22 protein-coding genes and 1 pseudogene are annotated in these 22,711 nt (G+C 45.5%); 16 read left to right on the top strand and 7 right to left on the bottom strand.

The features are described 5' to 3' along the window. Nucleotides 1-195 precede the first annotated feature (195 nt). A complete protein-coding gene (gene ald, locus ACTIE6_RS04715; RefSeq protein ID WP_439555528.1) occupies nt 196-1,308 on the bottom strand; it encodes an alanine dehydrogenase in 1,113 nt (370 codons plus the stop codon). 177 nt (nt 1,309-1,485) lie between these two features. Here ald and ACTIE6_RS04710 point away from each other — a divergent pair, with 177 nt between their 5' ends. The 8 genes from ACTIE6_RS04710 to lepB (ACTIE6_RS04675) all read left to right on the top strand — a co-directional run bounded on the left by ACTIE6_RS04710 (nt 1,486) and on the right by lepB (ACTIE6_RS04675) (nt 8,969). Beyond that, entirely contained in the window at nt 1,486-1,947 is a 462-nt protein-coding gene (locus ACTIE6_RS04710; RefSeq protein WP_439555527.1) for an Lrp/AsnC family transcriptional regulator, read from the top strand. 172 nt (nt 1,948-2,119) lie between these two features. After that, complete coding sequence (locus ACTIE6_RS04705) at nt 2,120-3,142, top strand: SPASM domain-containing protein (protein ID WP_439555526.1); 1,023 nt, start codon at nt 2,120-2,122, stop codon at nt 3,140-3,142. A gap of 165 nt (nt 3,143-3,307) precedes the next feature. Further along, nucleotides 3,308-4,105 carry a ParA family protein gene (locus tag ACTIE6_RS04700; RefSeq protein WP_439555525.1) on the top strand — a complete coding sequence of 266 codons (798 nt, stop codon included), beginning with the start codon at nt 3,308-3,310 and terminating at the stop codon, nt 4,103-4,105. A 21-nt stretch (nt 4,106-4,126) separates the two neighbouring features. After that, complete coding sequence (locus ACTIE6_RS04695) at nt 4,127-5,044, top strand: ParB/RepB/Spo0J family partition protein (protein WP_439555524.1); 918 nt, start codon at nt 4,127-4,129, stop codon at nt 5,042-5,044. A gap of 3 nt (nt 5,045-5,047) precedes the next feature. After that, nucleotides 5,048-5,734 (top strand): DUF5683 domain-containing protein, encoded by a 687-nt coding sequence (locus ACTIE6_RS04690; RefSeq protein WP_439555523.1) that lies wholly within the window; start codon nt 5,048-5,050, stop codon nt 5,732-5,734. Nucleotides 5,735-5,761: 27 nt separating this feature from the next. After that, the gene (gene dapB, locus ACTIE6_RS04685; protein ID WP_439555522.1) at nt 5,762-6,481 is read left to right on the top strand and encodes a 4-hydroxy-tetrahydrodipicolinate reductase; all 720 of its coding nucleotides are present in this window, start codon (nt 5,762-5,764) and stop codon (nt 6,479-6,481) included. A 35-nt stretch (nt 6,482-6,516) separates the two neighbouring features. After that, entirely contained in the window at nt 6,517-7,653 is a 1,137-nt protein-coding gene (gene lepB, locus ACTIE6_RS04680) for a signal peptidase I (protein WP_439555521.1), read from the top strand. 137 nt (nt 7,654-7,790) lie between these two features. Further along, complete coding sequence (gene lepB, locus ACTIE6_RS04675) at nt 7,791-8,969, top strand: signal peptidase I (protein WP_439555520.1); 1,179 nt, start codon at nt 7,791-7,793, stop codon at nt 8,967-8,969. A gap of 54 nt (nt 8,970-9,023) precedes the next feature. On the opposite strand, the gene ACTIE6_RS04670 is transcribed toward lepB (ACTIE6_RS04675), so the two are convergent. Next, nucleotides 9,024-10,847: an alpha-amylase family glycosyl hydrolase gene (locus tag ACTIE6_RS04670; protein ID WP_439555519.1), complete on the bottom strand. Its 1,824-nt coding sequence runs from the start codon at nt 10,845-10,847 to the stop codon at nt 9,024-9,026. Nucleotides 10,848-10,964: 117 nt separating this feature from the next. Between ACTIE6_RS04670 and dprA the strand changes: the two genes are divergently transcribed. Together dprA and ACTIE6_RS04660 are read left to right on the top strand one after the other, a co-directional pair. Continuing rightward, nucleotides 10,965-12,089, top strand: coding sequence for a DNA-processing protein DprA (dprA, locus tag ACTIE6_RS04665; RefSeq protein WP_439555518.1), 1,125 nt, complete (start codon nt 10,965-10,967; stop codon nt 12,087-12,089). 3 nt (nt 12,090-12,092) lie between these two features. Beyond that, entirely contained in the window at nt 12,093-12,722 is a 630-nt protein-coding gene (locus tag ACTIE6_RS04660; RefSeq protein WP_439555517.1) for an AlbA family DNA-binding domain-containing protein, read from the top strand. Between the two features lie 38 nt (nt 12,723-12,760). Here the strand turns inward: ACTIE6_RS04660 and ACTIE6_RS04655 are convergent, their stop codons facing one another. Together ACTIE6_RS04655 and proS are read right to left on the bottom strand one after the other, a co-directional pair. Beyond that, nucleotides 12,761-13,189 (bottom strand): FKBP-type peptidyl-prolyl cis-trans isomerase, encoded by a 429-nt coding sequence (locus ACTIE6_RS04655; RefSeq protein ID WP_439555516.1) that lies wholly within the window; start codon nt 13,187-13,189, stop codon nt 12,761-12,763. A gap of 64 nt (nt 13,190-13,253) precedes the next feature. After that, a complete protein-coding gene (gene proS / locus ACTIE6_RS04650) occupies nt 13,254-14,729 on the bottom strand; it encodes a proline--tRNA ligase (RefSeq protein ID WP_439555515.1) in 1,476 nt (491 codons plus the stop codon). Between the two features lie 181 nt (nt 14,730-14,910). On the opposite strand from proS, the gene ACTIE6_RS04645 reads away from it, so the two are divergent. Then, nucleotides 14,911-16,185, top strand: a complete 1,275-nt coding sequence (locus ACTIE6_RS04645; RefSeq protein WP_439555514.1) for a hypothetical protein — start codon at nt 14,911-14,913, stop codon at nt 16,183-16,185. 112 nt (nt 16,186-16,297) lie between these two features. Next, nucleotides 16,298-17,860: an OmpP1/FadL family transporter gene (locus ACTIE6_RS04640; RefSeq protein WP_439555513.1), complete on the top strand. Its 1,563-nt coding sequence runs from the start codon at nt 16,298-16,300 to the stop codon at nt 17,858-17,860. A gap of 1 nt (nt 17,861) precedes the next feature. Here ACTIE6_RS04640 and ACTIE6_RS04635 read toward each other — a convergent pair whose 3' ends face one another. From ACTIE6_RS04635 to ACTIE6_RS04625, 3 genes are read right to left on the bottom strand one after another with little or no spacing between them, the layout of a single operon-like run. Continuing rightward, the gene (locus ACTIE6_RS04635; RefSeq protein WP_439555512.1) at nt 17,862-18,365 is read right to left on the bottom strand and encodes a shikimate kinase; all 504 of its coding nucleotides are present in this window, start codon (nt 18,363-18,365) and stop codon (nt 17,862-17,864) included. A gap of 14 nt (nt 18,366-18,379) precedes the next feature. Continuing rightward, the gene (locus ACTIE6_RS04630; RefSeq protein ID WP_439555511.1) at nt 18,380-19,471 is read right to left on the bottom strand and encodes a BT_3928 family protein; all 1,092 of its coding nucleotides are present in this window, start codon (nt 19,469-19,471) and stop codon (nt 18,380-18,382) included. Between the two features lie 28 nt (nt 19,472-19,499). After that, nucleotides 19,500-20,039 carry a DUF1599 domain-containing protein gene (locus tag ACTIE6_RS04625; RefSeq protein WP_439555510.1) on the bottom strand — a complete coding sequence of 180 codons (540 nt, stop codon included), beginning with the start codon at nt 20,037-20,039 and terminating at the stop codon, nt 19,500-19,502. Nucleotides 20,040-20,067: 28 nt separating this feature from the next. On the opposite strand from ACTIE6_RS04625, the gene folP reads away from it, so the two are divergent. The 4 genes and pseudogenes from folP to ACTIE6_RS04605 form a co-directional block, all read left to right on the top strand. After that, complete coding sequence (gene folP / locus ACTIE6_RS04620; RefSeq protein WP_439555509.1) at nt 20,068-20,919, top strand: dihydropteroate synthase; 852 nt, start codon at nt 20,068-20,070, stop codon at nt 20,917-20,919. A gap of 35 nt (nt 20,920-20,954) precedes the next feature. Next, nucleotides 20,955-21,758 (top strand): diadenylate cyclase CdaA, encoded by an 804-nt coding sequence (gene cdaA, locus ACTIE6_RS04615; RefSeq protein WP_439555508.1) that lies wholly within the window; start codon nt 20,955-20,957, stop codon nt 21,756-21,758. A gap of 103 nt (nt 21,759-21,861) precedes the next feature. Further along, the gene (gene rpsT / locus ACTIE6_RS04610) at nt 21,862-22,125 is read left to right on the top strand and encodes a 30S ribosomal protein S20 (RefSeq protein ID WP_031527289.1); all 264 of its coding nucleotides are present in this window, start codon (nt 21,862-21,864) and stop codon (nt 22,123-22,125) included. 161 nt (nt 22,126-22,286) lie between these two features. After that, nucleotides 22,287-22,711 (top strand): annotated as a pseudogene (locus ACTIE6_RS04605) (WD40 repeat domain-containing protein); the annotation flags it as partial.

The following is a 22,711-nucleotide window of genomic DNA, read 5'->3' as shown; positions in this document are numbered from 1 at the left end:
GAGGTCGGTTGCTACTTTTAGATTAATGCCTGACCGTATGAAGCAGAGAAGCGAACGGATGTTCGTTAATTTTATGCAAAAGTAAGAAAAAGATTGGAAAACGCAACCCTTGGTAAAAACTAATTGTAATATTTTTAGAAAACAAAAAACCTGACAGAAGGATCTCCGTCAGGTTTGCTTAGCAGGTCTGTCAAATTAAAACAATTCTTTTACATCTGTATAAGGCAGGTTCCATGCCTCAGAAACACCCTTGAACACCACTTTTCCATTTACTACATTCAATCCTTTCCTGAGTTCTTCGTTGTGGGTGCAGGCTGTTTTCCAACCCTGGTTTGCAAGCTGAAGTGCGTAAGGCAAAGTTGCATTTGTCAAAGCCAGTGTAGATGTATAAGGCACCGCGCCTGGCATGTTGGCAACACAATAATGCACTACGCCGTCCACTTCATAAATCGGATGTTCGTGTGTAGTAGCTTTGGAAGTTTCAAAGCAGCCACCCTGGTCAATCGCCACGTCGACCATCACAGTTCCGGGCTTCGTGAGTTTCAGCATATCGCGGGTAATAAGCGAAGGAGCTTTTGCGCCCGGGATCAGAACGCCGCCGATGATCAGGTTTGCGCTTTTCACCAGCTCGCGGATATTGTACTCATTGGACATCACCGTATCCACATTCGCTGGCATAATATCTTCCAGGTAACGCAGGCGTGGCAGACTGATATCCACAATCGTCACATTAGCTCCAAGGCCAGCCGCCATTTTCGCAGATTGTGTACCTACGATACCGCCGCCGAGTACAAGCACATTTGCCGGCTTCACACCCGCTACCCCGCCCAGGAGAATACCGAATCCGCCCATTGGTTTTTCTAGGTATTTGGCACCTTCCTGTACGGCCATTCTACCGGCTACTTCGCTCATTGGGACAAGTAATGGGAGGCTGCGGTCTGTTTTTTCAACTGTTTCGTAGGCCAGGCAAACTGCTTTCCGCTCCATCATTGCGTGAGTAAGAGGCTCGGAGGAGGCAAAGTGAAAATACGTAAAGAGCAGCTGTCCTTCTTTGATGAGCGCATATTCGCTTTCAATCGGCTCTTTTACTTTGATAATCATTTCAGCGATCGCATACACTTCCTCAATTGTATGCAGAATTATAGCGCCGGCGCCGGCATATTCTTCATCGCTGAACCCGCTCCCTTTTCCTGCCTCGGTCTGAATACAAACTTCGTGACCCTGCTTGCGGAACTCGGTAACACCCGCTGGTGTCAATGCGACGCGGTTTTCATTGTTTTTAATTTCTTTGGGAACACCAATGATCATGTGAATAGTGGTTTGGGATTTTGAATTGCAGGAAAGGTGTCAAAATTATAGTGTTATGGAAAAAGAGACCAGAAATCTGCTTTAAGACAGAAAAGAAAACTAATTTTATGCCAGCCGGTAAGAAAAAATTCTTTCATTCGCTTTTTCTGGAAGTCGGCAATCAGAAAAAAAAACTATATGCAACCTGACGCTACGGACCGCAAAATCCTGGCATTGTTACAAGACGATGCCCAGCTTACCATCAAAGAAATAGCGAGCCAGATCAACCTCTCTGTCACTCCCGTTCACGAACGAATCAGAAAGCTTGAAAAAGAGGGATTTATAGATAAATATGTGTGCCTCCTGAACAGGCGCAAGCTGGGCAAGAGTCTCGTTGTTTATTGCAATGTAACCCTCGACAAGCAGCGTAAAGAAAGCTTTGAAGACTTCAACCAGGCGATTGTGAAAATGAGCGAAGTACTGGAATGTTCTGTCGTGTCTGGTAATTTTGACTATATGTTGAAAGTTGTAGTCGAAGATGGTGAAGCGTATAATCAATTCTATCAGCAAAAACTTTCTGCATTGAAAAGCGTGTTACACATCAGCAGCTATTTTGTAATTTCAGAGATAAAGCATACTACTGGAATTGCGGTGGGCTAGAAGTTGGCTGTCGGCTATCAGCTATTAGCCGTCAGCTGTTAGCTATTAGCTTTCACTCAGTTGCGATCGTTGCAAGCGATCTATTGATGTATAACTGAAACAGTATTATCAACTTAAAAGCCAAGAGCTAACAGCTAAAAGCTGATAGCTAAGCAAATAGCTTTCCGACATAATGAACAAAAACTTCAAGGATGGACTGAATTTAATGTCGAAGGTGACGCCTAAACGTGCTTGGAACGCGGTTCAGATATTAAGCAGCTACTTTTACTCGAAAATGACAGGTAACCCGGTGCACTGGGGAATGCCAATCGCGATTTCATTTGAGCCTACCACATCCTGTAACCTGCGTTGCCCCGAGTGCCCCAGCGGCCTGCGCTCTTTTACTAGACCTACCGGAATGATGGAGGAGCAGTTGTATAAGAAGACGATCGACGAGCTCGCCGATACATTATTATACCTCATTTTCTATTTTCAGGGGGAACCTTATCTGCATCCCAAATTCTTTGAACTGGTACAATACGCACACGATAAGGGTATTTACACAGCTACTTCCACGAATGCGCATTACCTCACAGATGAGAAAGCGAGGAAGACGGTTGAATCCGGACTGGACCGCCTGATTATTTCCATTGACGGAACTACGCAGGACGTTTACCAGCAATATCGGGTAGGAGGTAACCTCGAAAAAGTACTTGAAGGAACGCGGAATATTATCAAATGGAAAAAGGAGCTTAATTCGAGCACACCGCATGTGATTTTCCAATTTCTGGTTGTGAAGCCGAATGAGCACCAGATAGAAGAGGTGAAGAAGCTGGCGGAAGAAATGGGTGTAGATGAAGTGGGTTTAAAAACCGCGCAGATTTATGACTATGAAGAAGGTTCAGAACTGATTCCTACCATTGACAAATACTCCCGTTACCAGAAACACGAGAATGGAAGCTATTCTATTAAAAACAAATTTGTTGACCATTGCTGGAAAATGTGGCATTCCTGTGTGATTACCTGGGATGGCGCCGTAGTGCCCTGCTGCTTTGACAAAGACGCTGAATACAAGCTCGGTGATATGAAGCGACAGACTTTCCGTCAGCTCTGGCGAGGAAAGAAATATGAAGACTTCCGGGCATCGCTGATCCGCTCACGTTCCGAGATTGAGATGTGCAAGAATTGCACGGAGGGAACGCAGGTTTGGGCGTGAAACATAGGGTTACAAGTTCCTTATTTTTATTTCTAATTAAATAATAATCTCTCTCAACTTCTTGATTGTTAGCTAAATGAATGTTTTAGGCAAATCTGCGTGGAACATTTTTTGGTGAATTGCCCTGAATAACTGAAATTTGAAATCGGTAACACAAAAGGATACATGGGCAAAGTAATTGCAATTGCGAATCAAAAGGGAGGAGTAGGAAAGACGACCACCGCTATCAATTTGGCAGCCAGTTTGGCTGCACTGGAATTTCGGACTTTAATTATTGATGCTGATCCACAAGCTAATTCCACTTCCGGTCTGGGTTTTAACCCGCAGGAAATGGAAAACAGCATTTACGAATGCATGGTGGAACAGGCAAAAGCTTCCGAAATCATTCTGGAAACCGATTTTCCAAACCTGAATTTACTGCCTTCACATATAGACCTGGTTGGTGCTGAGATTGAAATGATCAATCTCAAAAACCGGGAGAACCGAATGAAAGATGCGATTGCCGAGGTACGCGATAGCTACGATTTCATTATTATCGACTGCTCACCTTCACTCGGTTTAATCACAATCAACAGCCTTACAGCCGCCGATTCGGTTATTATTCCTGTTCAATGCGAGTACTTCGCGTTGGAAGGTCTCGGTAAGCTGCTCAACACGATCACCATTATCCAGTCCAGGCTCAATACCGGCCTTATTATAGAAGGTATCTTGCTGACCATGTACGATCTGCGTTTGCGTTTGTCGAACCAGGTTGTGAATGAGGTTACCAATCACTTTGAATCACTCGTTTTCAATACCATCATTCCAAGAAACGTCCGGATCAGCGAGGCGCCGAGCTATGGTATCCCTGTTATGGCGCAGGATTCAGATAGCAAGGGTGCAGTAAGTTACCTGAATCTGGCGAGAGAAATATTAAGTAAAAACGGTCTGCTATCCTCGGATAAAAAACTAGGGGTCAACTGATAACGATCAAATAGCTAAACGATGGAGAACAGCAGCAAGACCAAAAAGATGACAGGGCTGGGGAGAGGGTTGGGAGCTCTTCTGCAGGATTCTGAGAAAGTCAATAATTCAAGAACAACTTCAAGATTGCCGGCCGCCGAGGTAGTTGGCTCCATGAATGAGATCAACCTCGATCAGATTGAGGCCAATCCTTACCAACCGCGTACCAAATTTGACCAGGAAGCCTTGCAGGAACTGGCAGATTCTATCCGTGTTCAGGGCATTATCCAACCTATTACAGTCAGGCAACTTTCCGAAGATTCATACCAGCTGATTTCGGGAGAGCGCAGGTTACAGGCTTCCAAGCTGATCGGGCTGGATACCATTCCTGCTTACGTAAGGACAGCCAACGACCAGCAAATGCTGGAAATGGCGCTCATCGAGAACATTCAGCGTGAGAACCTTAACTCCATAGAGATTGCACTCAGCTACCAGCGACTGATTCTGGAATGTAATCTGAAGCAGGAAGAACTCGGTATACGTGTCGGTAAGAACAGAACTACCGTCAATAACTACATCCGTTTGTTGAAATTACCCCCCGTGATCCAGGCTGCATTGCGTGATAATAAGATCAGCATGGGGCACGCCAGGGCTATTATTACCATCAACAGTGACCAGAGCCAGCTTAAAATTTTCAACAAGATTATTGAAGAAGGCTGGTCGGTGCGAAAAGTAGAGGATGAAGTAAGAAAGCTCGGAATGATGAGCAGCAGCTCGCTGACCGACAAGAAGCCGGTGACAATTAATCAGGAAATAAAGTCGTTACAATTTCAACTATCTTCATTTTTCGGGGCGAAGGTTTCCGTAAAAAGCAATGAGAACCACAAGGGAGAAATTAAGATCCCATTCACGTCTCAGGATGAATTAAAGAAGATTTTGGAAACATTGAAATTCAAATAGGACTTGAAAAACTGGTTTTTACCGGCGGTAATCCTGCTACTATCCGGGGCTGTAACGGCGCAGAACACGATCCCAAAAGACAGCGTTAAAACACTGAATGTTCCCATTGTGGTGAACGATAGCACTGTTTTGCTTCCGGGTGATACGTTAAAAAAGGTTAAAGGTTTCATGCCTGTACCTAAAACTGCGACCAGAATGGCGCTGATACCCGGACTTGGTCAGATTTACAACAGAGACTACTGGAAGGCACCTATTGTATATCTAGCCTTTGGCGGTGGACTTTATACTTATTATCTGAACTCCTTGAAATACCACGATTATCTATCGGCTTACAAGGAGTTTTACAATCTGGATAAAAACAGTCCGACTTACGGTCAGCCTAAGCCCGAGCTGGTTGATTCTACGGTAATCGTAAGAGTGAGAAGCTTGCTTAATACCAGCAGTACCTACCAGCCTGCGAGCAGGGACCAGGCTTTAAGAGGCAAGAACTACTGGCGGCGGAACCGCGGATTTGCTTTGATCGTGACCGGCCTGATATACACACTTTCGATTATTGAGGCTAATGTGGCGGCACATTTGAAAACGTTTGATCTTTCCGATGACCTTACATTAAGAATAGAGCCTAAATTGCAGCAGCCGGCGATGCGGACACCAGCTCCGGGCGTGCGGCTGGTTTTTAATATCAAATAGCTTTTATTGAATCAAATATTGTAGTTAATGAAAATACTGTTACTCGGTTACGGCAAAATGGGAAAAACGATTGAGAAGATTGCAATCGAAAGAGGGCATACGATCGTAGCTAAAATTGACCTGCAAAACCGGGCAGAAATGGAAGAATTAGGCCGGGAAGATGTTGACGTGGCCATTGAATTCAGCGCTCCGGAATCTGCTTTTGAGAATATAACATATTGTTTGAAAAAGGGTTGGCCAATTGTAAGCGGAACTACCGGCTGGCTTGAACACAGAACAGAGATAGAACAGCTTTGTCTGGACACCAAAGGCGCTTTCTTTTACGCCTCCAATTACAGCATTGGTGTTAACCTGTTTTTCCGGCTGAACAAGCAGCTCGCGCGTTTGATGAAGGGACAGGCATACCGCAGCTCGATGACAGAGATACATCATATCCACAAACTGGATGCGCCCAGCGGTACTGCAATTACGCTTGCCGAAGGTATCATGGAAGGCAGCGGCGAGCAGAAAGGATGGAAGCTTGCGCCGGAGGATGAAGAAGGTTTTATACAAATTGAATCCAAAAGACTTGGAGAAGTACCGGGTACTCACATTGTCCGTTACGAATCACAGGTAGATACCATTGAAATTACGCATACCGCCCACAATCGCGATGGATTTGCATTAGGCGCAGTCGTTTCGGCCGAGTGGCTGCCTGGCAAAGCAGGTGTGTTCGGGATGAATGACCTGCTTGAAAATCTCGATTGAACCGCCCCTTCTATTAAAATAAGCAACAAAAAAGCATGGCTATTAACAGAGAGTTAATTTCAGATAAAGTGAGTACAAAAAAGAAAAAATCGGCAGTGAGGGAGTGGTTTGATTCCATTCTCTTTGCTGTTGTCGCGGCAACATTGATCCGCTGGCTGTTTTTTGAAGCGTTTACAATTCCTACTCCGTCTATGGAGAATAGCTTGCTGGTGGGAGATTTCCTGTTTGTCAGCAAGCTGCATTATGGTACCCGCACGCCTAAAACACCCTTGCAGGTTCCATTGACACACCAAACCATCTGGGGTACCAACATCCCTTCTTATACGGACGCAATCCAGCTGCCTCAATACAGGTTACCGGGTTTCAGCGAAGTAAAGCGTGGCGATGTGGTCGTTTTCAATTACCCGCCTGAAATGCAGCATCCGGTCGATTTGAAGACCAACTATATCAAACGTTGCGTGGGTTTGCCCGGCGACAAGCTCGAAGTGCGCGACTTGCAGGTTTATGCAAATGGTACTGCTGAGCCCAATCCGGAAAGAATGGAGAATGAGTACTTTGTTGCGACCACCACTGCGGTAAACGAAGTGAAAGTGTTCAAGGAAAATGGGATTTCTGAGTACAATGCGTATTCTGAAAGCTTTAATGATACCATTCCGGGAAATGATCAGCAAGGTTATCTGGTTTTCACAACAGAGGAAATTGCAGCCAAGCTTAAAACGTACGATTTTGTAAAAGGGATTACACTGGTAAAATCTTCCAAGGACATTAGTGAACCGATGTTGTATCCAAACTCGACTTTGTTCAAATGGAACCGTGACAACTACGGACCTGTCACTGTCCCGAAAGAAGGAGTTACTGTACAAATGACGCCAGAGAATGTAGCACTTTACGGTACGGTCATCAAAAACTATGAGGAGAATGAGAATGTGGAACTAGGAGAGAAGTCTGTTAAAATTGCAGGAAAGGAAATTACCAGCTACACTTTCAAGCAGAACTACTATTTCATGATGGGGGATAACCGCCATAATTCTGCAGACTCACGCTATTGGGGATTTGTTCCGGAAGATCACATTGTTGGAAAAGCAGTATTCGTCTGGATGTCCATAGATCCCAACCCGACGAGCTTCTTCAATAAAATCCGTTGGAACCGTATATTCCGCGTGATTAACTAACCCTGAGAAATTCATTAAAAAAGAGAGGCTGTAAAGTCTCTTTTTTTTGTGCGTTAATGTATAAGAAAAATTAATATACATATTGATTATTTATATTTGTAATATGTATCTTGCGCATGCATCTTTGATCTTTTTTTATGCCGGTTCTCGAAATTAGCCATAAGAACACACAGCAGCCTCAAAAGAAAACGCCTATCCGCGAGTGGTTTGACTCCGTCCTTTTCGCCGTTGTAGCGGCTTCATTGATACGTTGGCTGTTTTTTAGCGCATTTGTTATCCCAACTCCATCCATGGAAAACAGCTTGCTGGTAGGTGACTACCTTTTCGTGAGCAGGCTGCATTACGGCACCACCACGCCGATCACCCCATTGCAGGTACCACTTACGCACCAGACGATCTGGGGCACGCAAATTCCATCTTACCTCGACTGGATCCAGCTCCCGCAATTCAGGTTGCCCGGCTTTACGGATGTGAAAAATGGGGATGTAGTTGTATTCAACCTGCCGGTAGAGCACCCGGATACTTACCAGAAGTACAGCAACGTGTTGCCCGACCTGCACCCGCATCCAACCGATCTTCGTTCCAATTATATCAAAAGGTGCGTGGGAATTCCGGGTGATCAATTGGAAGTAAAAGCAGGACAGGTTGTGATCAATGGGGTGCCGGCCGCTAATCCGCCGGGAATGCAGCAGGAATATTTCTTATCCGCTACGACGCAGGTCAATGAAGAAAATGTATTCCGTCGCAATGGGGTAGTGGACTACGCGCCATTTACCGAGAGCTTTGGAGATACTATTGCGTCCAATGATGAATTCGGGTACATTATCAAAACGACAGCTGCGACTGTTGAGAAGCTGAAAGCTTACGACTTTGTAAAACGCATTCAGCCGATCTTGTTGGACAAAGGTTTGAAAGAGCCTTTTCTGTTTCCCGATTCGGATCAACTGGACTGGAATAAAGACAATTATGGGCCGATTTCTGTACCAAAAAAAGGCGCAACGGTCATGTTAAATGCAGTTAATGTCGCCTTGTACGCAGATGTTATCAAAAGTTATGAAGGGAATGAAGGTATTACAATTGAGAATGGGAAAATATTACAAAATGGAAAAGCGCTTGAAAGCTACACCTTCCGGCAGGACTATTATTTCATGATGGGGGATAACCGCCATAATTCCGCCGATTCGCGCTACTGGGGGTTTGTTCCCAAAGATCATATTGTAGGTAAAGCAGTTTTTGTATGGATGTCTATTGATCCCGATCCGACCAGCTTTTTTCAAAAGATTCGCTGGGACAGGGTTTTTCGAATAATCAGGTAATGCAAAAGTCCGGCTTGGTGTCAAGCCGGACTTTCTTTTTTGCTTCTGAATAAATTACGCCTCCTGAGAGAAAATCAGCGCGGTATAAGGCGGGATCTGCAAAGATCCGTGGAATGGATGGTTGTCCATCTCACCCTCGAAAGTCTCAATATCTTTGATACCGATGTGCGAAAAGTCTGGATCGTAGTCTTCATTATCACTGTTGAACCTCAGGTTCCATGTGCCGCCTCTCGGGAAACCGATTTTATAGTCGTCGAAAGTTTCAATTGAGAAATTCAAAACAACGATAACACTGTCTTTCGGTCCGCCCTCGCTCCAGCGGTGCATCGCAATGATCTTCTTCTCGTTATCAACACGGATCAGCTCTACATTCTGTCCCTGCAGACCTTTTGTTACACCGAACCAGTTTCTTCTCAAATGGATCATATCGCGGTGCAGATTTGCAAAGCCACTGAATTTTTCCAATCGGGACCAGTCAATAGGATCACTATCCGAAAACCATTTATCTTCCAGAAGTGGCTGACCCTGGAAAATCATCGGGATACCAGGTGAAGTAAGCACCAGTGCTACACCAAGTGCAGCCCGCTTTTTGGAGTACCAGTTATTGACATCACCATCTGCAATTTCTTCCGCTACCCGCGCCTGCCCATTTGCAACCTCATCGTGAGACTCTGTGTAGATAATGCGCTGGAAGTAGTCGGAGTTAAAACGCGAGCTGATCGCGTCTGCCACTTTTTCCATATCCCGGTCGCCATCTTGCTGGGTGATGATCGCATCGCGCACTGTATGCCCAAACTCTGCATCCCATTGCGAACCATATCCCAAACCGCCATTCTCAACGGAGTTGGTGATGAAATCCAGCGAATGCATATCCTCCGCGATGGTAATGCAATTAGGATATTGCTGTCGAATGTCGGAATTGATCCATTGCATCAGAGAGATACCTTCGGGAATGTCGTTTCCCGGGTTTCCATCGGCTTTTACATTCCGGATATAAGGCACCATATCCATTCTCAAACCGTCGACGCGGTAGTCTTTCAACCACATCAATGCATTGTCGCGGATATACTGACGCACCTCGCCACGTCCGTAGTCTGGTCGCGTGCTTCCCCACGGCGTTTCCGCTTTCCAGTCGTTGTAGAAGTAAATACCACCCCCATCATTTTCCGACCAGCCGTCAAACTGCCACAAATCCAGGTCTGATGGGCCAAAGTGATTATAAACTACATCCAGAATCACAGCTAAACCTGCTTCGTGGGCAGCTTTAACAAAAGCTTTCAATCCATCAGGGCCGCCGTAATCCGCTTCAATGGAGAACGGATTAGCCGGATTGTATCCCCAGGAGTGCGAGCCTGGAAATTCAGCACAGGGCATCAGCTCAATAGCATTGAAGCCCATTTCTTTAAGGTAAGGCAGTTTTTCAATGGCTGTATAAAAGGTACCAACCTGATCCTTATCTTTTACATGGAACGTACCTACGTGCAGTTCATAAATAACGATCTCGTGCCAGCTCGGGATCTGAAAAGTAGTGTCTTGCCAGTCAAACGAAGCATGGTTGTACACAATGCAGTTCCCGGCAGAATTGGTCATTTTCAATGCATAGGGATCATTTCTATGCAAATCACCCGCTGGTGTTTTCAATAAAAACTTATATTCATCTCCTTCTTTGGAGTTCTCCACCAAAGCGCCCCAGTAACCGTTTTCTTCGGCTTGAAGCATATTTGCAGTCTCATTCCAATCATTAAAGGTGCCGGTTACGGAAACACTTTCAGCGTGCGGTGCCCAAACCCGGTAGTATACTCCGTCCGGATAACAGGTTGCGCCCATGCCCTCATAATGTTCGATTGTTTCGGCGTTATCGGTATTAAAATTTTCCATACATGCTGTTTGGTAAATGAAGTTGTATTTAGGTGATTCATTGACGTATATTGACAAAATGCATGCCACATTTTTTCTGTGCGCATTGTGCCGGTCTTTACACAAAAACACACTTAAATGGAAGGAATTTCAGAGGCAGAAAAGATCTGCATTCTCGCACTTGTTCAAACTCCCGGAGTAGGCTCTGTCACGATCCGGCAACTGATCAGCTACTGCGGCAGCGCTTCAAAAGTATTCGATGCTGATTACAAAAAACTCATCAAGATTCCGGGAGTGGGGGACAAGGTCGTGAAAGCAGTTCTTAGTAAAAGTGAGCTGCATTGGGCTGAAAAGGAATATCTCAGATGTCAAAAGGAGTATATTGATCTTCACTTCTTCACCGATCAAACTTACCCGCTCCGGCTGAAACCACTCTATGATGCGCCTATTGTACTGTATTCAAGAGGAGAAATCGATTTTAATGCAAACAGGGCGGTCGGTATTGTAGGTACCAGGCAAATCAGTGAATACGGAAAGGCAGTTACCGAGACCATTATTCGTGATCTCGAACCCTACAAGGCGCTTGTTGTGAGCGGACTGGCTTATGGCGTCGATATTACTGCACACCGCGCTTGTATCAAGCATAATCTTCCAACTATCGGTGTGATGGCGAGCGGGCTCGATGTGATTTATCCGGCGACACACAAACGGACTGCCGAAGAAATGCAGGTCAATGGAGGTATTGTCACGGAAAATACCTTGCAGACAAAACCTGACTTCATGAGATTCCCGGCGCGTAACCGGATTATTGCGGGATTAAGCGATGTCGTGATTGTGGTGGAATCGGGGAAGAAAGGCGGCAGTCTGATCACCGTTGAATTTGCCCAGAATTACCATCGCGATGTGTATGCAGTGCCGGGTATGATCGGGAACAATCAGTCAGAAGGTTGTAATATGTTGATCAGGGACCATAAAGCTTCAATTTTTACCTCTGTCGAAGACCTTGCAACTGCTCTGAACTGGACTTTAAATAACGATGCGACTTCTACTCTGGAACAAAGGCCGCAGCATATCAGTTTTGAAGGATTTACACAGGATGAAGGGCAGGTATTGTCGATGTTAAAGCAAAAAGGACCTACTCAGATCGACGAGCTGGCGTGGCAATCAGGTCTTCATTTAAATAAATTGGCAACATTACTGCTAAACCTGGAATTTCAGGGAGTGGTCCGCTCGTTACCTGGTAAGAAATACAGTTTAATATAGTGAATGAGCATAAATACTGACGAAATAATCAAGAAAGGAGAGGGGCTGACTGTTGAGTTTAAGAGCAAGATCGACAGTCCGGCCAAGATAGCGAAGACGATTGTTTCATTCGCTAATACGTCGGGCGGCACATTGCTGATCGGAGTAGCGGATACGGGTGTGATAACCGGCGTACCTTCCGAGCTGCACGAGTTGCAGAAGCTGGAAAAAGCATTAACAGATTACATTGAACCTAAGCTTTTGGTCCAAATCAAGTCCCAGGGCTCAGCAGGTAAAAAGCTGCTGGTTGTTGAAATTAAAGAGAGTGAAGATAAGCCGCATTATGTTTTGAACGAGCGGGGAGCGCGGACAATTTATATCAGGGTAAAAGACAAGAGCGTCCCGATTCCCAAACTGCTGCTTTACAACGATGGTGACGGACAAACTGAAAAGTTACTGGCGAACCGCCATGTAAAAACACTGGTATCTTACCTTAAAACGTCCGATTCAGTTTCAGCAAAGTTATTTTCCCGGATGATCAACATTTCGGAAAAGCGTGCGGAGCGGATGTTGCAGGATTTGGCTGCCCGGCAAATTTTGTTGAAGATACCTGGGACAAGACCTGAAATATTTAGTCTGAAATGGACTGAATGAAAAAGGATCAGCATTTGGCTGATCCTTTTTCATTCTTCTTAGTTAATTCCAACTAATTCCAGTTCAAAGATGAGATCCTGTCCCGCCAGCGGGTGATTTGCATCCAGAACTACGGTGTCCTCGGTAACTTCGCGTACAACCACCTGAATTACCTGGCCGCCATCCTGATGCATATTCAGGGTGCCGCCAATTTCCAGAGGGATATCCGAAGGGATCTGGCTGCGATCGAAATTGATGATCATATCTTCATTGATCGGGCCGTAAGCTTCTTCGTTAGGAATGTGGATCGTCTTTTTGTCGCCCACTTCCATTCCTGTCACACCGTCATCAAAACCTTTGATAACCTGTCCGCTGCCTAATTGGAAATTGAGCGGGTCACGGCCTTCCGATGAATCGAAAAGCTGTCCGTCTGGTAAAGTGCCTTTGTAATGTACCTGTACATTATCTCCTGCCTGCGCCTGCTTCATTTTGCTTTTTCTTAAATGGTTAAAAATATCCAGCCTTCCGGATGATGTACAACTGGTGGTAAAATTAGTATGCCCTTGCAAAAACTACCCTGCCTATCGAAGGCTTGCCTGAGTAAATGCAGGTGCCCGCCTCTTCTTCCTGGTCCAAAGGAATGCAGCGGATTGTTGCCTTGGTTTCTTCTTTGATTTTCTCCTCTGTCTCGGAGGTACCATCCCAATGCGCCAGGATGAACCCGCCCTTGGTATCCAGTACCTCGTTAAACTCTTCAAACGTATCCACCATATGCGTATTCTCTTTGCGGAAAGTGAACGCTTTGTTGTAAATGGATTCCTGAATGTTGTCCAAAAGTGATCTTACATGTTCCGCAATTCCATCCAGGCTTACTGTTTCCTTGGTTTTGGTATCTCTGCGGGCTACTTCGATCGGTCCATTTTCAAGATCGCGTCCACCCAGTGCCAGCCTCACAGGAACTCCTTTCAGCTCATATTCTGCGAATTTGTAGCCTGGTTTGTATGCGTCGCTGGAATCGTACTTCACCGAAATCCCCATCTTTCTCAGCTGCTTGGTAATCTCGGCAACCTTGTCGGAAATCTGCTGAAGTTGTTCTTCATTCTTGTAAATAGGAACAATTACCACCTGAATCGGCGCCAGTTTCGGAGGCAGTACCAGACCGCTGTCGTCGGAATGCGCCATGATCAATGCGCCCATCAGGCGTGTACTTACGCCCCATGAAGTTCCCCAAACATATTCCAGTTTACCATCTTTATCCTGGAATTTTACATCGAATGCATTCGCAAAATTCTGGCCCAGAAAGTGGGAGGTGCCAGCCTGCAATGCTTTTCCGTCCTGCATCAAAGCTTCAATGCAATATGTATTTTCCGCGCCTGCAAAACGTTCATTGGCTGTTTTGATCCCTTTTACTACGGGTAGCGCCATCCATTCTTCTGCAAAAGTGGCGTACACTTCAAGCATTTGCTCGCTTTCCGCGATCGCTTCCTGCGCAGTAGCGTGTGCGGTGTGACCTTCCTGCCACAGGAATTCAGCTGTTCTCAAAAACAAACGCGTACGCATTTCCCAGCGCACCACATTCGCCCACTGATTGATCAGCAAAGGCAGGTCGCGGTAGGATTGTATCCAGTTTTTGTAAGTACTCCAGATAACTGTTTCCGAAGTCGGGCGGACAATGAGTTCTTCTTCCAGCTTAGCATCCGGGTCAACGATTACTCCTTTTCCATTCGGGTCATTTTTCAGACGATAATGCGTGACTACGGCGCATTCCTTCGCAAAGCCTTCTACGTGCGAGGCTTCTTTACTTAGGTAGGATTTCGGGATAAAAAGCGGAAAGTAGGCATTGGTGTGGCCTGTTTCCTTGAACATATCATCAAGTGCCCGCTGCATCTTCTCCCAGATCGAATAGCCATAAGGTTTGATCACCATACAGCCTCTGACAGCAGAATTTTCAGCCAGATCAGCACGTTTTACCAGCTCATTATACCATTCGGAGTAGTTTTCACTTCGTGTTGGCAGGGATTTACTCATTATTAGGATTATTTTGTAATGGAAATGGAGTATACTGCTATAAATGCTCTTTTTTGCAGCCGTTGCAAAGATAGTTTTTTATGTTAACTTTGGAATTAATGTCATGTAACAGGCGTTTACTTAGTAGTTTGGAATGGATTTTATAGCTATATTAGCAACAAACTTTTAATCCTTTAAAGCCATGAGTACAATCAACAGCGCAAAGTACCTTTCTTTGCTTATTTTGCTGGGAGCTTGGGGATGTACCAATAATCAACAGATATCGCGTTCGGGTGGATACGACGACCTTTACGGTGGCGGTCCTGCTTCGGGGGTAGTAACGAGAGACAGAGGTGCAGATCAGGAATTATCCCGCACAGACAACCCGGATTACAGCTATACAGGTGAATACGCTGAGAACGGAACAAGTGATTATTACGACGAATCGTACCTGTCATCGCGAGGTGTCAAGCGAGCGGTTTCAAGTGATGTAGGTTACAATGCAGGTTTTGTGGACGGTTACAATCAGGCGAGCCGTTTCTCGAATTTTGGAGGAATGGGTTCTTACTGGCCAGGTATGATGAGCGCAGGTATGCGTTTCGGATATGGTAATTCAATGCGTTTCAGTCCTTACATAGGATTTGGAATGGGTTCCATGTTCGGATATTCTCCGTTCGGGTACTCGCCCTGGGGCGGAAGTATGATGGGCTATGGAATGGGTTACGGAAGTATGATGGCTTACGGTTATGATCCATTTGGTTATAACAGTCCTTGGGGCTTCGGAAGTCCTTACGGATATTACGACAGCTTCTACGGCGGCGGATATGGTTTCGGAGGAGGTTATGGTTACTCGCCCTGGGCTTACAGCCGTCCGGTTATCGTAGTGAACAGTCCTGAAAGAGGTGTTTCAAGAACATACGGTCCGAGAGTTGTTACTAATGGAACCCGCGGCGTAAGAAATGCTACATCAAATCCGTCGCGATCTGCAAATGTTGTAGGAGACAGAGGAGGAAGACGCGCTTCGAATGCAATCTCTGCAAACGATAACTACGTTTCCCCAAGATCTTCAAGATCTTATAACAGGGGTGAAGTATCAAACCCAGGCGGCAGAACAGCCAATGGCGCGTATTCTTCACGCGGAAACAGCGAGGGTAACAATGTATATTACTCGCGTCCGCGTCAGGGCAATGCAAGCAACTATTCTGAGCCTAATTCAGGAGCAGCGGGCAGCTATACGCCAAGATCGTCAAGAAGCAGCAGTACATATAGCGCGCCTTCTTACACTCCTTCAAGAAGCCAGTCTGATTACAACAGTCCTGCGAGAACTTACACGCCTTCAAGAAGCGAATCGTACAGTGCGCCGACGCGTACTTACAGCGCACCAAGTTACAGCGCGCCTTCCAGAAGTTATAGCGCACCATCTGGTGGTGGCGGTGGAGGAAGATCTGCAAGCCCATCTTCAAGAGGACCCAGATAATTGAATTAATGTAATTTTTATTACATATAGAGACCCTGCAAAATGCCATATTTTTGCAGGGTTTTCGTTTAAAAGAGTGTTAAAGTTCTTAAATGCTATTTTCAACATCGACATGAAAAAACCTTATAGTGGATCACTGCTCGCATTGAGCCTGCTGGTGTCCTCCTCCGCTTTCTCGCAATACGCGACCGACGCTTTCAGATATTCAGAAATAAATCAGACAGGAACAGCCCGTTTCCAGGCAGTGGGCGGAAACCACGCTGCATTGGGCGGCGACCCGAGTTCAATCAGCGGAAACCCCGCGGGCTTAGGCTTTTACAACAGATCCGAGGTTACATTTAGCCCGGGTGTCAACAGCATCAGCACGGATAGCAAGTACATTGATCGTGTTACCTCTGCCGCAAAGAGCACAGCCAATGTAACCAGTGCATCTTTGGTAATAACCAGTCAGCCGGGCTTTCAGCGCAAATGGAAAAGAACCTCACTTGGGATATCATTTTCCCGTCAGCAGTCTTTCCAAAACAGATTTACATACCAGGGATTGAATAACAGAAGCTCTTTCCTGGATAGGGCTGTTGAGGACGCGAATGGTGTTGGCTGGACTGACGAAGATTACAATCGGGAATTGCAGGACAACCAGGGTACATACCGGTATCTGGATCACGCATATTATCAGCTGCAAACCATTTATCCAACCAATTTTGTTTCAAGTTCGGAAGGTTACGGTCCTCCATACGGCCGTGATGATGCGCGGAATGCAACATTGCAGCAAGGTGATTTTGATTCAAAAGGAGCCAACACGCAATGGACAATCGCATATGCAGGTAACTATAATGACAAACTTTACCTCGGAGGTTCGGTAGGGTTTAGCCGGATCAGGTATGAGTACACGCATATGCTCCATGATTCGATCATCAATGCCACCGTATTCCACTCAACCACGAACACAGAAGATCTCAAAGCCACCGGAAGCGGGCTGAATGCTACCTTCGGGGTGATCTACAAATTCTCGCCATTTATCCAGGCAGGGCTTTCACTCACTTCGCCTACTTTCACGTCTATGCGCGAAACATTCAACAGGAGAGTGGGCGCGAACTACATCCGCGGCTCGATCACGAATGATAACGGTCAGGACATCGGACCTACCCAAAGCAGCGTCTCGCTGGTTCCGAACGATTTCGAATATTCAATCGTAAGTCCGTTCCGCGCCTCAGCCGGTGCTACGTTTTTCATCAATAACAATGGTTTTATTACAGGTACCCTTGAATATGTGGGCTATTCGGGAATGCGGCTGCGGACGAATTATCTGACGGACGACGAGAATAAAAATTTCCGCGACAACAACAATGCGGAAGTGAAGGATGTATATAAAAATGTGATCAATGCGAGATTAGGAGGAGAGTATCGTTTCGGTATTATGCGCGGCCGGCTTGGATTTGCATACATCGCCGACCCTTACGCAGAGCGGCTTGACGGGATCAAGAGAGACAAGCTGATGTACTCGGCAGGTTTAGGGGTACGCGTGGATCGATTCTTCGCTGATCTTTCCGGTACTTACTCCGCCTTTAAATCAACTTATACCCCGTACACGCTGGAAGATCCTACCAGGTATTTCACAGCAAACATTTCGAACAAACCTGTGAATGTGGTGTTGACCCTTGGGATTAATTTTTAAGCTACAATAAAGGACGAAGTGCATTCAACAACTGATTCACTTCAATTTCGCCGCTTAAACTCAGATGCGCCTGCTGGTAAAACGGCAGGCGCTCTTTTATTTTTTGCTCCAAAGTTTCGCGCAGAGAAGCGGCGCCGGAAAGGATCGGGCGATCATCTTTTCCGTGGCTTTCAATACGTCTCGCGAGATCAGCAGCGGGTACATTAAGAAACACACTGATACCCATCGCATTAATTACTTGCATATTGTCGAAAAAACAGGGAGTACCTCCACCGGAAGCGAGTACAATGTGCTGTCGGAATGCCGTTTCTTTCAGGATGCGGCTTTCCACTTCCCGAAAATAGGATTCGCCTTTTTCTGAAAAAATAGACGGAATATCCATTTGCTGATCTTTCTCGATCAACTTATCCAGATCTACAAACTGAAAACCAAGCAGTCTCGCTAACTTTTTACCAAGCGTTGTTTTACCCGACGACATCATTCCGACCAGAACTACATTCTTCATTTCAATCAGCCGGATTATTTAACAAGATTCAAGACTTCGTCAGCGCCCGGCGTATCATTATAGTGCCATTTTCCTTTCACAGTTCCGTCTTTCAAAAGCCAGAGGCCAGGATTGGAGCGCATGATAGTTTTTAAAACTGTCGCGTCAACATAGTAGAAAGGTGCATTGAGCTGATGTGCATTCAGGAATGCCACAATCTCTTCGCTATTACCGGAAGTCAGGATAATGGGCTGTATCCCTTTGCCACGAACCGCATTGATCAGTTTATTAATGTCGGGCAGTGCGGCTGTATTAATATCAGTGAGATTTTTAATGATGAGAAAAAGCTTGTTGCCTTTGAAAGTCTCCTCCGTAAAGTCGCCTTCATCATTCCAGACTTTATAGTCCGTAATCTTCGGTTTCGCATCCTCGTTGAGGACAACCATTTCTTTGAAAACAAGTGTAGTGTCGCTTGGATACTGCTCGTACTCCACAGTTTTGCCGTTTTTATCAAATATATAAAGATACCGGAGAGGCTCGGAGGGTTTAAGCTGCGCCGGGATATTCGCACCGACACGATAGGGTAGCAGGTCGAATATAGGTAAATGCCGCAATGCGTACACCGCAATTCCAAGTGAAACCAAGGTTGAAATCACTACGATAATGCCAGTAGGAAGCGCACGGAATTTTTTTCGGTAAAAGACGATGACGAGAATCAATGCAAGCAAAAACAGGTCTTTCCCAAATGAAGTCCAGGGTGTAAGCTTAATTGCCGCTCCGAAACAGCCACAATCGGTCACTTTGTTGAAGTAAGCCGAATAGAATGTCAGGAAGGTGAAGAAAAGGATGATCAGCAGCAACAGCCAGGATATGGTCCGTGGCTTGTAAGCGACCAGCAATGCAATCCCGAGCACGACTTCAGCTGTGCAGAGAAATACGGAGAAGTAGAGCGCCAGCGGAACCAGCCCCATGAAGAAATCATGGAACGCAGGAAGGTCGATAGCGAACACTTCAAAATATTCTTCAAGCTTGTATTGCGTCCCGATTGGATCATTCAGCTTGATAAGTCCCGAAAAAATGAATAGAAGTCCCACGATCACGCGGGAAACCTGAGCAAGAATTTTCATTTGAAAGCTGTATTAATGAAGCTTCGGTTCAGTTGGTTTGTAATGCATTGGACTTGATCAGGCAGAACACCGAATAATTGATGATATCCTGGTAACCGGCCTTTACACCTTCTGAAACGATCGTAAGTCCGTTATTATCTTCAATTTGTTTGATCCGCAACAATTTCATCAGAATAATGTCCGTCATAGAGCTCACGCGCATATCCCGCCAGGCTTCACCGTAATCGTGATTTTTGTTAAACAGCAGCTCAGCCACTTCATTCACCTGCCTGTTATACAAAGTAGTCAGGTCTGATTCGTCGATCTGCTGTCCTACGCTGTCAATCTGGATCAGCGCCATTACGCAGTAGTTGATGATCCCGATAAATTCGGAAGAGACATTTTCATCCACCTTCTGCACGCCTTTTTCCTGAATCGTGCGGATTCTCTGGGCTTTGATAAAGATCTGATCAGTAATGGACGGGATGCGCAGAATCCGCCAGGAGGTGCCGTAGTCCTTGTTTTTTTTTGTAAAAAGATCTTGGCAATACTGAATGATTTCCTGATATTCCGATTCGGTGGATTTCACTGTTTTAAGTTAGTATTTAAACAAATCTATGCTGCAAGTTAGCAAAAAAACGCTCAACATCCGGGGCAGGATCGTCGATCTGAGCCGGCCTTTGGTGATGGGGATTCTTAATACTACTTCGGATTCCTTTTTCGGTGGCAGTCGTGCAAATTCTGAGAATGAAGTAGTTGAGCGGGTTGGGGTGATGCTTGCCGAAGGCGCAGACCTGATTGATATAGGCGGATATTCAACCCGCCCGGGCGCAAAAGATATTTCTGTTGCAGAAGAATCGGACAGCATTTTGGCCGCACTGCATGCGATTACTAAGTTTTTTCCAGAAACCATTATATCCATCGATACTTTTCGTTCTGAAGTAGCAAGAGCGGCTGTCGCTGCCGGAGCAAGTCTGATCAATGATGTTTCGGGAGGAACATTGGATTCCGGGATGTTCGAGACGGTAGCTGAACTGCGCGTTCCTTATGTATTGATGCACATGCGGGGTGAGCCGCAAACCATGAATAAACTTACGCAGTACGATCACCTAGTGCGGGACATTTTGAAGGATTTACAAACAAAAATCAATGCATTGCGCGCACTGGGTGTAGCGGACATTATTGTAGATCCCGGATTTGGCTTTGCAAAAACAATCGCGCAGAATTTCGAGCTGCTGCGCAATTTGAGTGAGTTTGAACAGTTAGGTTATCCGGTACTGGCTGGTTTATCAAGAAAATCGACCATTTACAAAACACTCGGAGTAGCTCCCGAGGATGCATTAAATGGTACAACCGTGCTCAATACGCTGGCACTCGAACGCGGTGCTTCCATACTGCGCGTACACGATGTAAAGCAGGCAGTAGAGGCGGTAAAACTCTGGTCAATGGCCGGAACAGTTAGAAATTAAGTAGTAATTTAGTCGCTGAATTTATTGATTTTCTTATGCGTGTGGGTTTTCTAAACATTAACTGGACAGATGTCCTGGATGTTTTTCTGGTTGCGATTCTGCTTTACCAGGTATATACACTGGTGAGGGGAAGTATTGCAAGCCGCGTGTTTTTAGGATACCTGTTTGTGTACGTTTTCTACCTGGTTGTTAAAGGGCTGGGTTTAGGGCTGCTGACCGCCATTCTGGAATATTTCATGGGGGTGGGAGCTGTCGCATTGATCGTGATTTTTCAGCAGGAAATCCGGCGGTTTTTGCTTATAATAGGTAAATCAACCATTTACACCAATAATGGATTTTTGAAAAAGATCATCGGGACCTCGGTACTCGACCAGAAAGCGAAGAACCTGAAAGAAATCGTAGAGGCAAGTAAAACCATTGCTGCTAACTTCACAGGTGCATTGATCGTGGTGAATAAACGGGACGATCTTACCAAGTTTGTAGAAACTGGCGAGCTGCTTGACGCGCGTGTATCCAAGCCGCTGCTGGTTTCGCTTTTCAATCAGTATAGTGAGCTGCACGATGGTGCCGTGGTAATTGTTGACGGTGTGCTCAAAGCCGCCAGATGCGTTTTGCCCGTTGCCGACGGCGTGGACGTTCCCTCGTCTTTGGGTTTCCGCCACAGAGCGGGAATGGGGATGAGCGAGGCTACTGACGCAATCGTGATTGTGATCTCAGAGCAGACTGGAAAGATATCCCTGGCGGTGGAAGGAGTATTGCACGGAAACATTCCTTATAATGAACTGGAAGCGCGCATTGAAGAGTATTTATCGTCTGACTTACAACGTATGCCCAAGTAAGTACAGCTAAAATCTAAATTTATTTACAAGGAAGTTTGGCTATTAGTGCTCAAATCTCTATTTTTGCACACCAAAATGAGAAATTGAAAAATATCAATACGAAATGGCAAATCATAAATCAGCATTAAAAAGAATCCGCGCTAACGAGACAAAACGTTTGCGTAACCGTTACCAGCACAAAACCACACGTTCATACATCAAAAAACTACGCGAGACAACTGACAAGACAGTAGCTGTTGAAGTTTACAAAACAGTGTCTTCTATGTTGGATCGTTTGGCAAAGAAAAACATTATCCACAAGAAAAAAGCTTCTAACCAGAAATCTAAATTGGCGAAGCTTGTTAATTCTTTGGCAGTAGCAGCTTAAATTTCTACTGATGAAATCACCCCGGTAGTTTAACTATCGGGGTTTTTCTGTTATATTGCGAATTAGATAAGAGAAACCTTGCTTGCCGCCCAGCTAAGTAAGGTTTCTTTTGATTTAAAGGAGTTTCATTTTAAAGCCACCTAAAACCTAAGATTCTTTTTATGAAAAAAGTCGCATTATTTGCTGGTTTAGCAGCTTTGGGTAGTATTCCGGCAGTTGCTCAATCGCCCATCACCTTCAATGCCCGTGGATTGGTTGTTGTTTCAGATGCCGATATGTCGGCTTCCGCATTTGTTGATGGTAAGTTATTAAGGGACAATACTTCAAGAGATCAGTTAAGTACTATTAAATTCCCAGTTGAGCGGGGAAGCAAGGGATTAGGTACTGCGATGGTATCCAACTCAGCGCTGGGCTATTCGAAAACATTGGCCGTTCCTGCAAGTGGCGGACTGGCATACGTGCTGGAAAATCGTGTGAGACCGGAAGACGGAGTAGCTGAATACAAAGATCCTTACAAGGAATTTCCGGCAGGAGAGAAGCTGTTTGTTGTAGATATTACCAACCTGGCAGCTCCGAAAGCAAAGTT

Origin of the sequence: Dyadobacter sp., assembly GCF_051859145.1 — a bacterium.
Lineage (GTDB): Bacteria > Bacteroidota > Bacteroidia > Cytophagales > Spirosomataceae > Dyadobacter.
The sequence above is the reverse complement of the archived record's forward strand: the minus strand, read 5'-3'. Positions and strand labels throughout refer to the sequence as shown.

Coding starts and splice junctions, on each gene's coding strand:
- ald (WP_439555528.1), bottom strand. CDS start 1,308: ATGATCATTGGTGTTCCCAAAGAAATTAAAAACAATGAAAACCGCGTC.
- ACTIE6_RS04710 (WP_439555527.1), top strand. CDS start 1,486: ATGCAACCTGACGCTACGGACCGCAAAATCCTGGCATTGTTACAAGAC.
- ACTIE6_RS04705 (WP_439555526.1), top strand. CDS start 2,120: ATGAACAAAAACTTCAAGGATGGACTGAATTTAATGTCGAAGGTGACG.
- ACTIE6_RS04700 (WP_439555525.1), top strand. CDS start 3,308: ATGGGCAAAGTAATTGCAATTGCGAATCAAAAGGGAGGAGTAGGAAAG.
- ACTIE6_RS04695 (WP_439555524.1), top strand. CDS start 4,127: ATGGAGAACAGCAGCAAGACCAAAAAGATGACAGGGCTGGGGAGAGGG.
- dapB (WP_439555522.1), top strand. CDS start 5,762: ATGAAAATACTGTTACTCGGTTACGGCAAAATGGGAAAAACGATTGAG.
- lepB (WP_439555521.1), top strand. CDS start 6,517: ATGGCTATTAACAGAGAGTTAATTTCAGATAAAGTGAGTACAAAAAAG.
- lepB (WP_439555520.1), top strand. CDS start 7,791: ATGCCGGTTCTCGAAATTAGCCATAAGAACACACAGCAGCCTCAAAAG.
- ACTIE6_RS04670 (WP_439555519.1), bottom strand. CDS start 10,847: ATGGAAAATTTTAATACCGATAACGCCGAAACAATCGAACATTATGAG.
- dprA (WP_439555518.1), top strand. CDS start 10,965: ATGGAAGGAATTTCAGAGGCAGAAAAGATCTGCATTCTCGCACTTGTT.
- ACTIE6_RS04660 (WP_439555517.1), top strand. CDS start 12,093: ATGAGCATAAATACTGACGAAATAATCAAGAAAGGAGAGGGGCTGACT.
- ACTIE6_RS04655 (WP_439555516.1), bottom strand. CDS start 13,189: ATGAAGCAGGCGCAGGCAGGAGATAATGTACAGGTACATTACAAAGGC.
- proS (WP_439555515.1), bottom strand. CDS start 14,729: ATGAGTAAATCCCTGCCAACACGAAGTGAAAACTACTCCGAATGGTAT.
- ACTIE6_RS04645 (WP_439555514.1), top strand. CDS start 14,911: ATGAGTACAATCAACAGCGCAAAGTACCTTTCTTTGCTTATTTTGCTG.
- ACTIE6_RS04640 (WP_439555513.1), top strand. CDS start 16,298: ATGAAAAAACCTTATAGTGGATCACTGCTCGCATTGAGCCTGCTGGTG.
- ACTIE6_RS04635 (WP_439555512.1), bottom strand. CDS start 18,365: ATGAAGAATGTAGTTCTGGTCGGAATGATGTCGTCGGGTAAAACAACG.
- ACTIE6_RS04630 (WP_439555511.1), bottom strand. CDS start 19,471: ATGAAAATTCTTGCTCAGGTTTCCCGCGTGATCGTGGGACTTCTATTC.
- folP (WP_439555509.1), top strand. CDS start 20,068: ATGCTGCAAGTTAGCAAAAAAACGCTCAACATCCGGGGCAGGATCGTC.
- cdaA (WP_439555508.1), top strand. CDS start 20,955: ATGCGTGTGGGTTTTCTAAACATTAACTGGACAGATGTCCTGGATGTT.
- rpsT (WP_031527289.1), top strand. CDS start 21,862: ATGGCAAATCATAAATCAGCATTAAAAAGAATCCGCGCTAACGAGACA.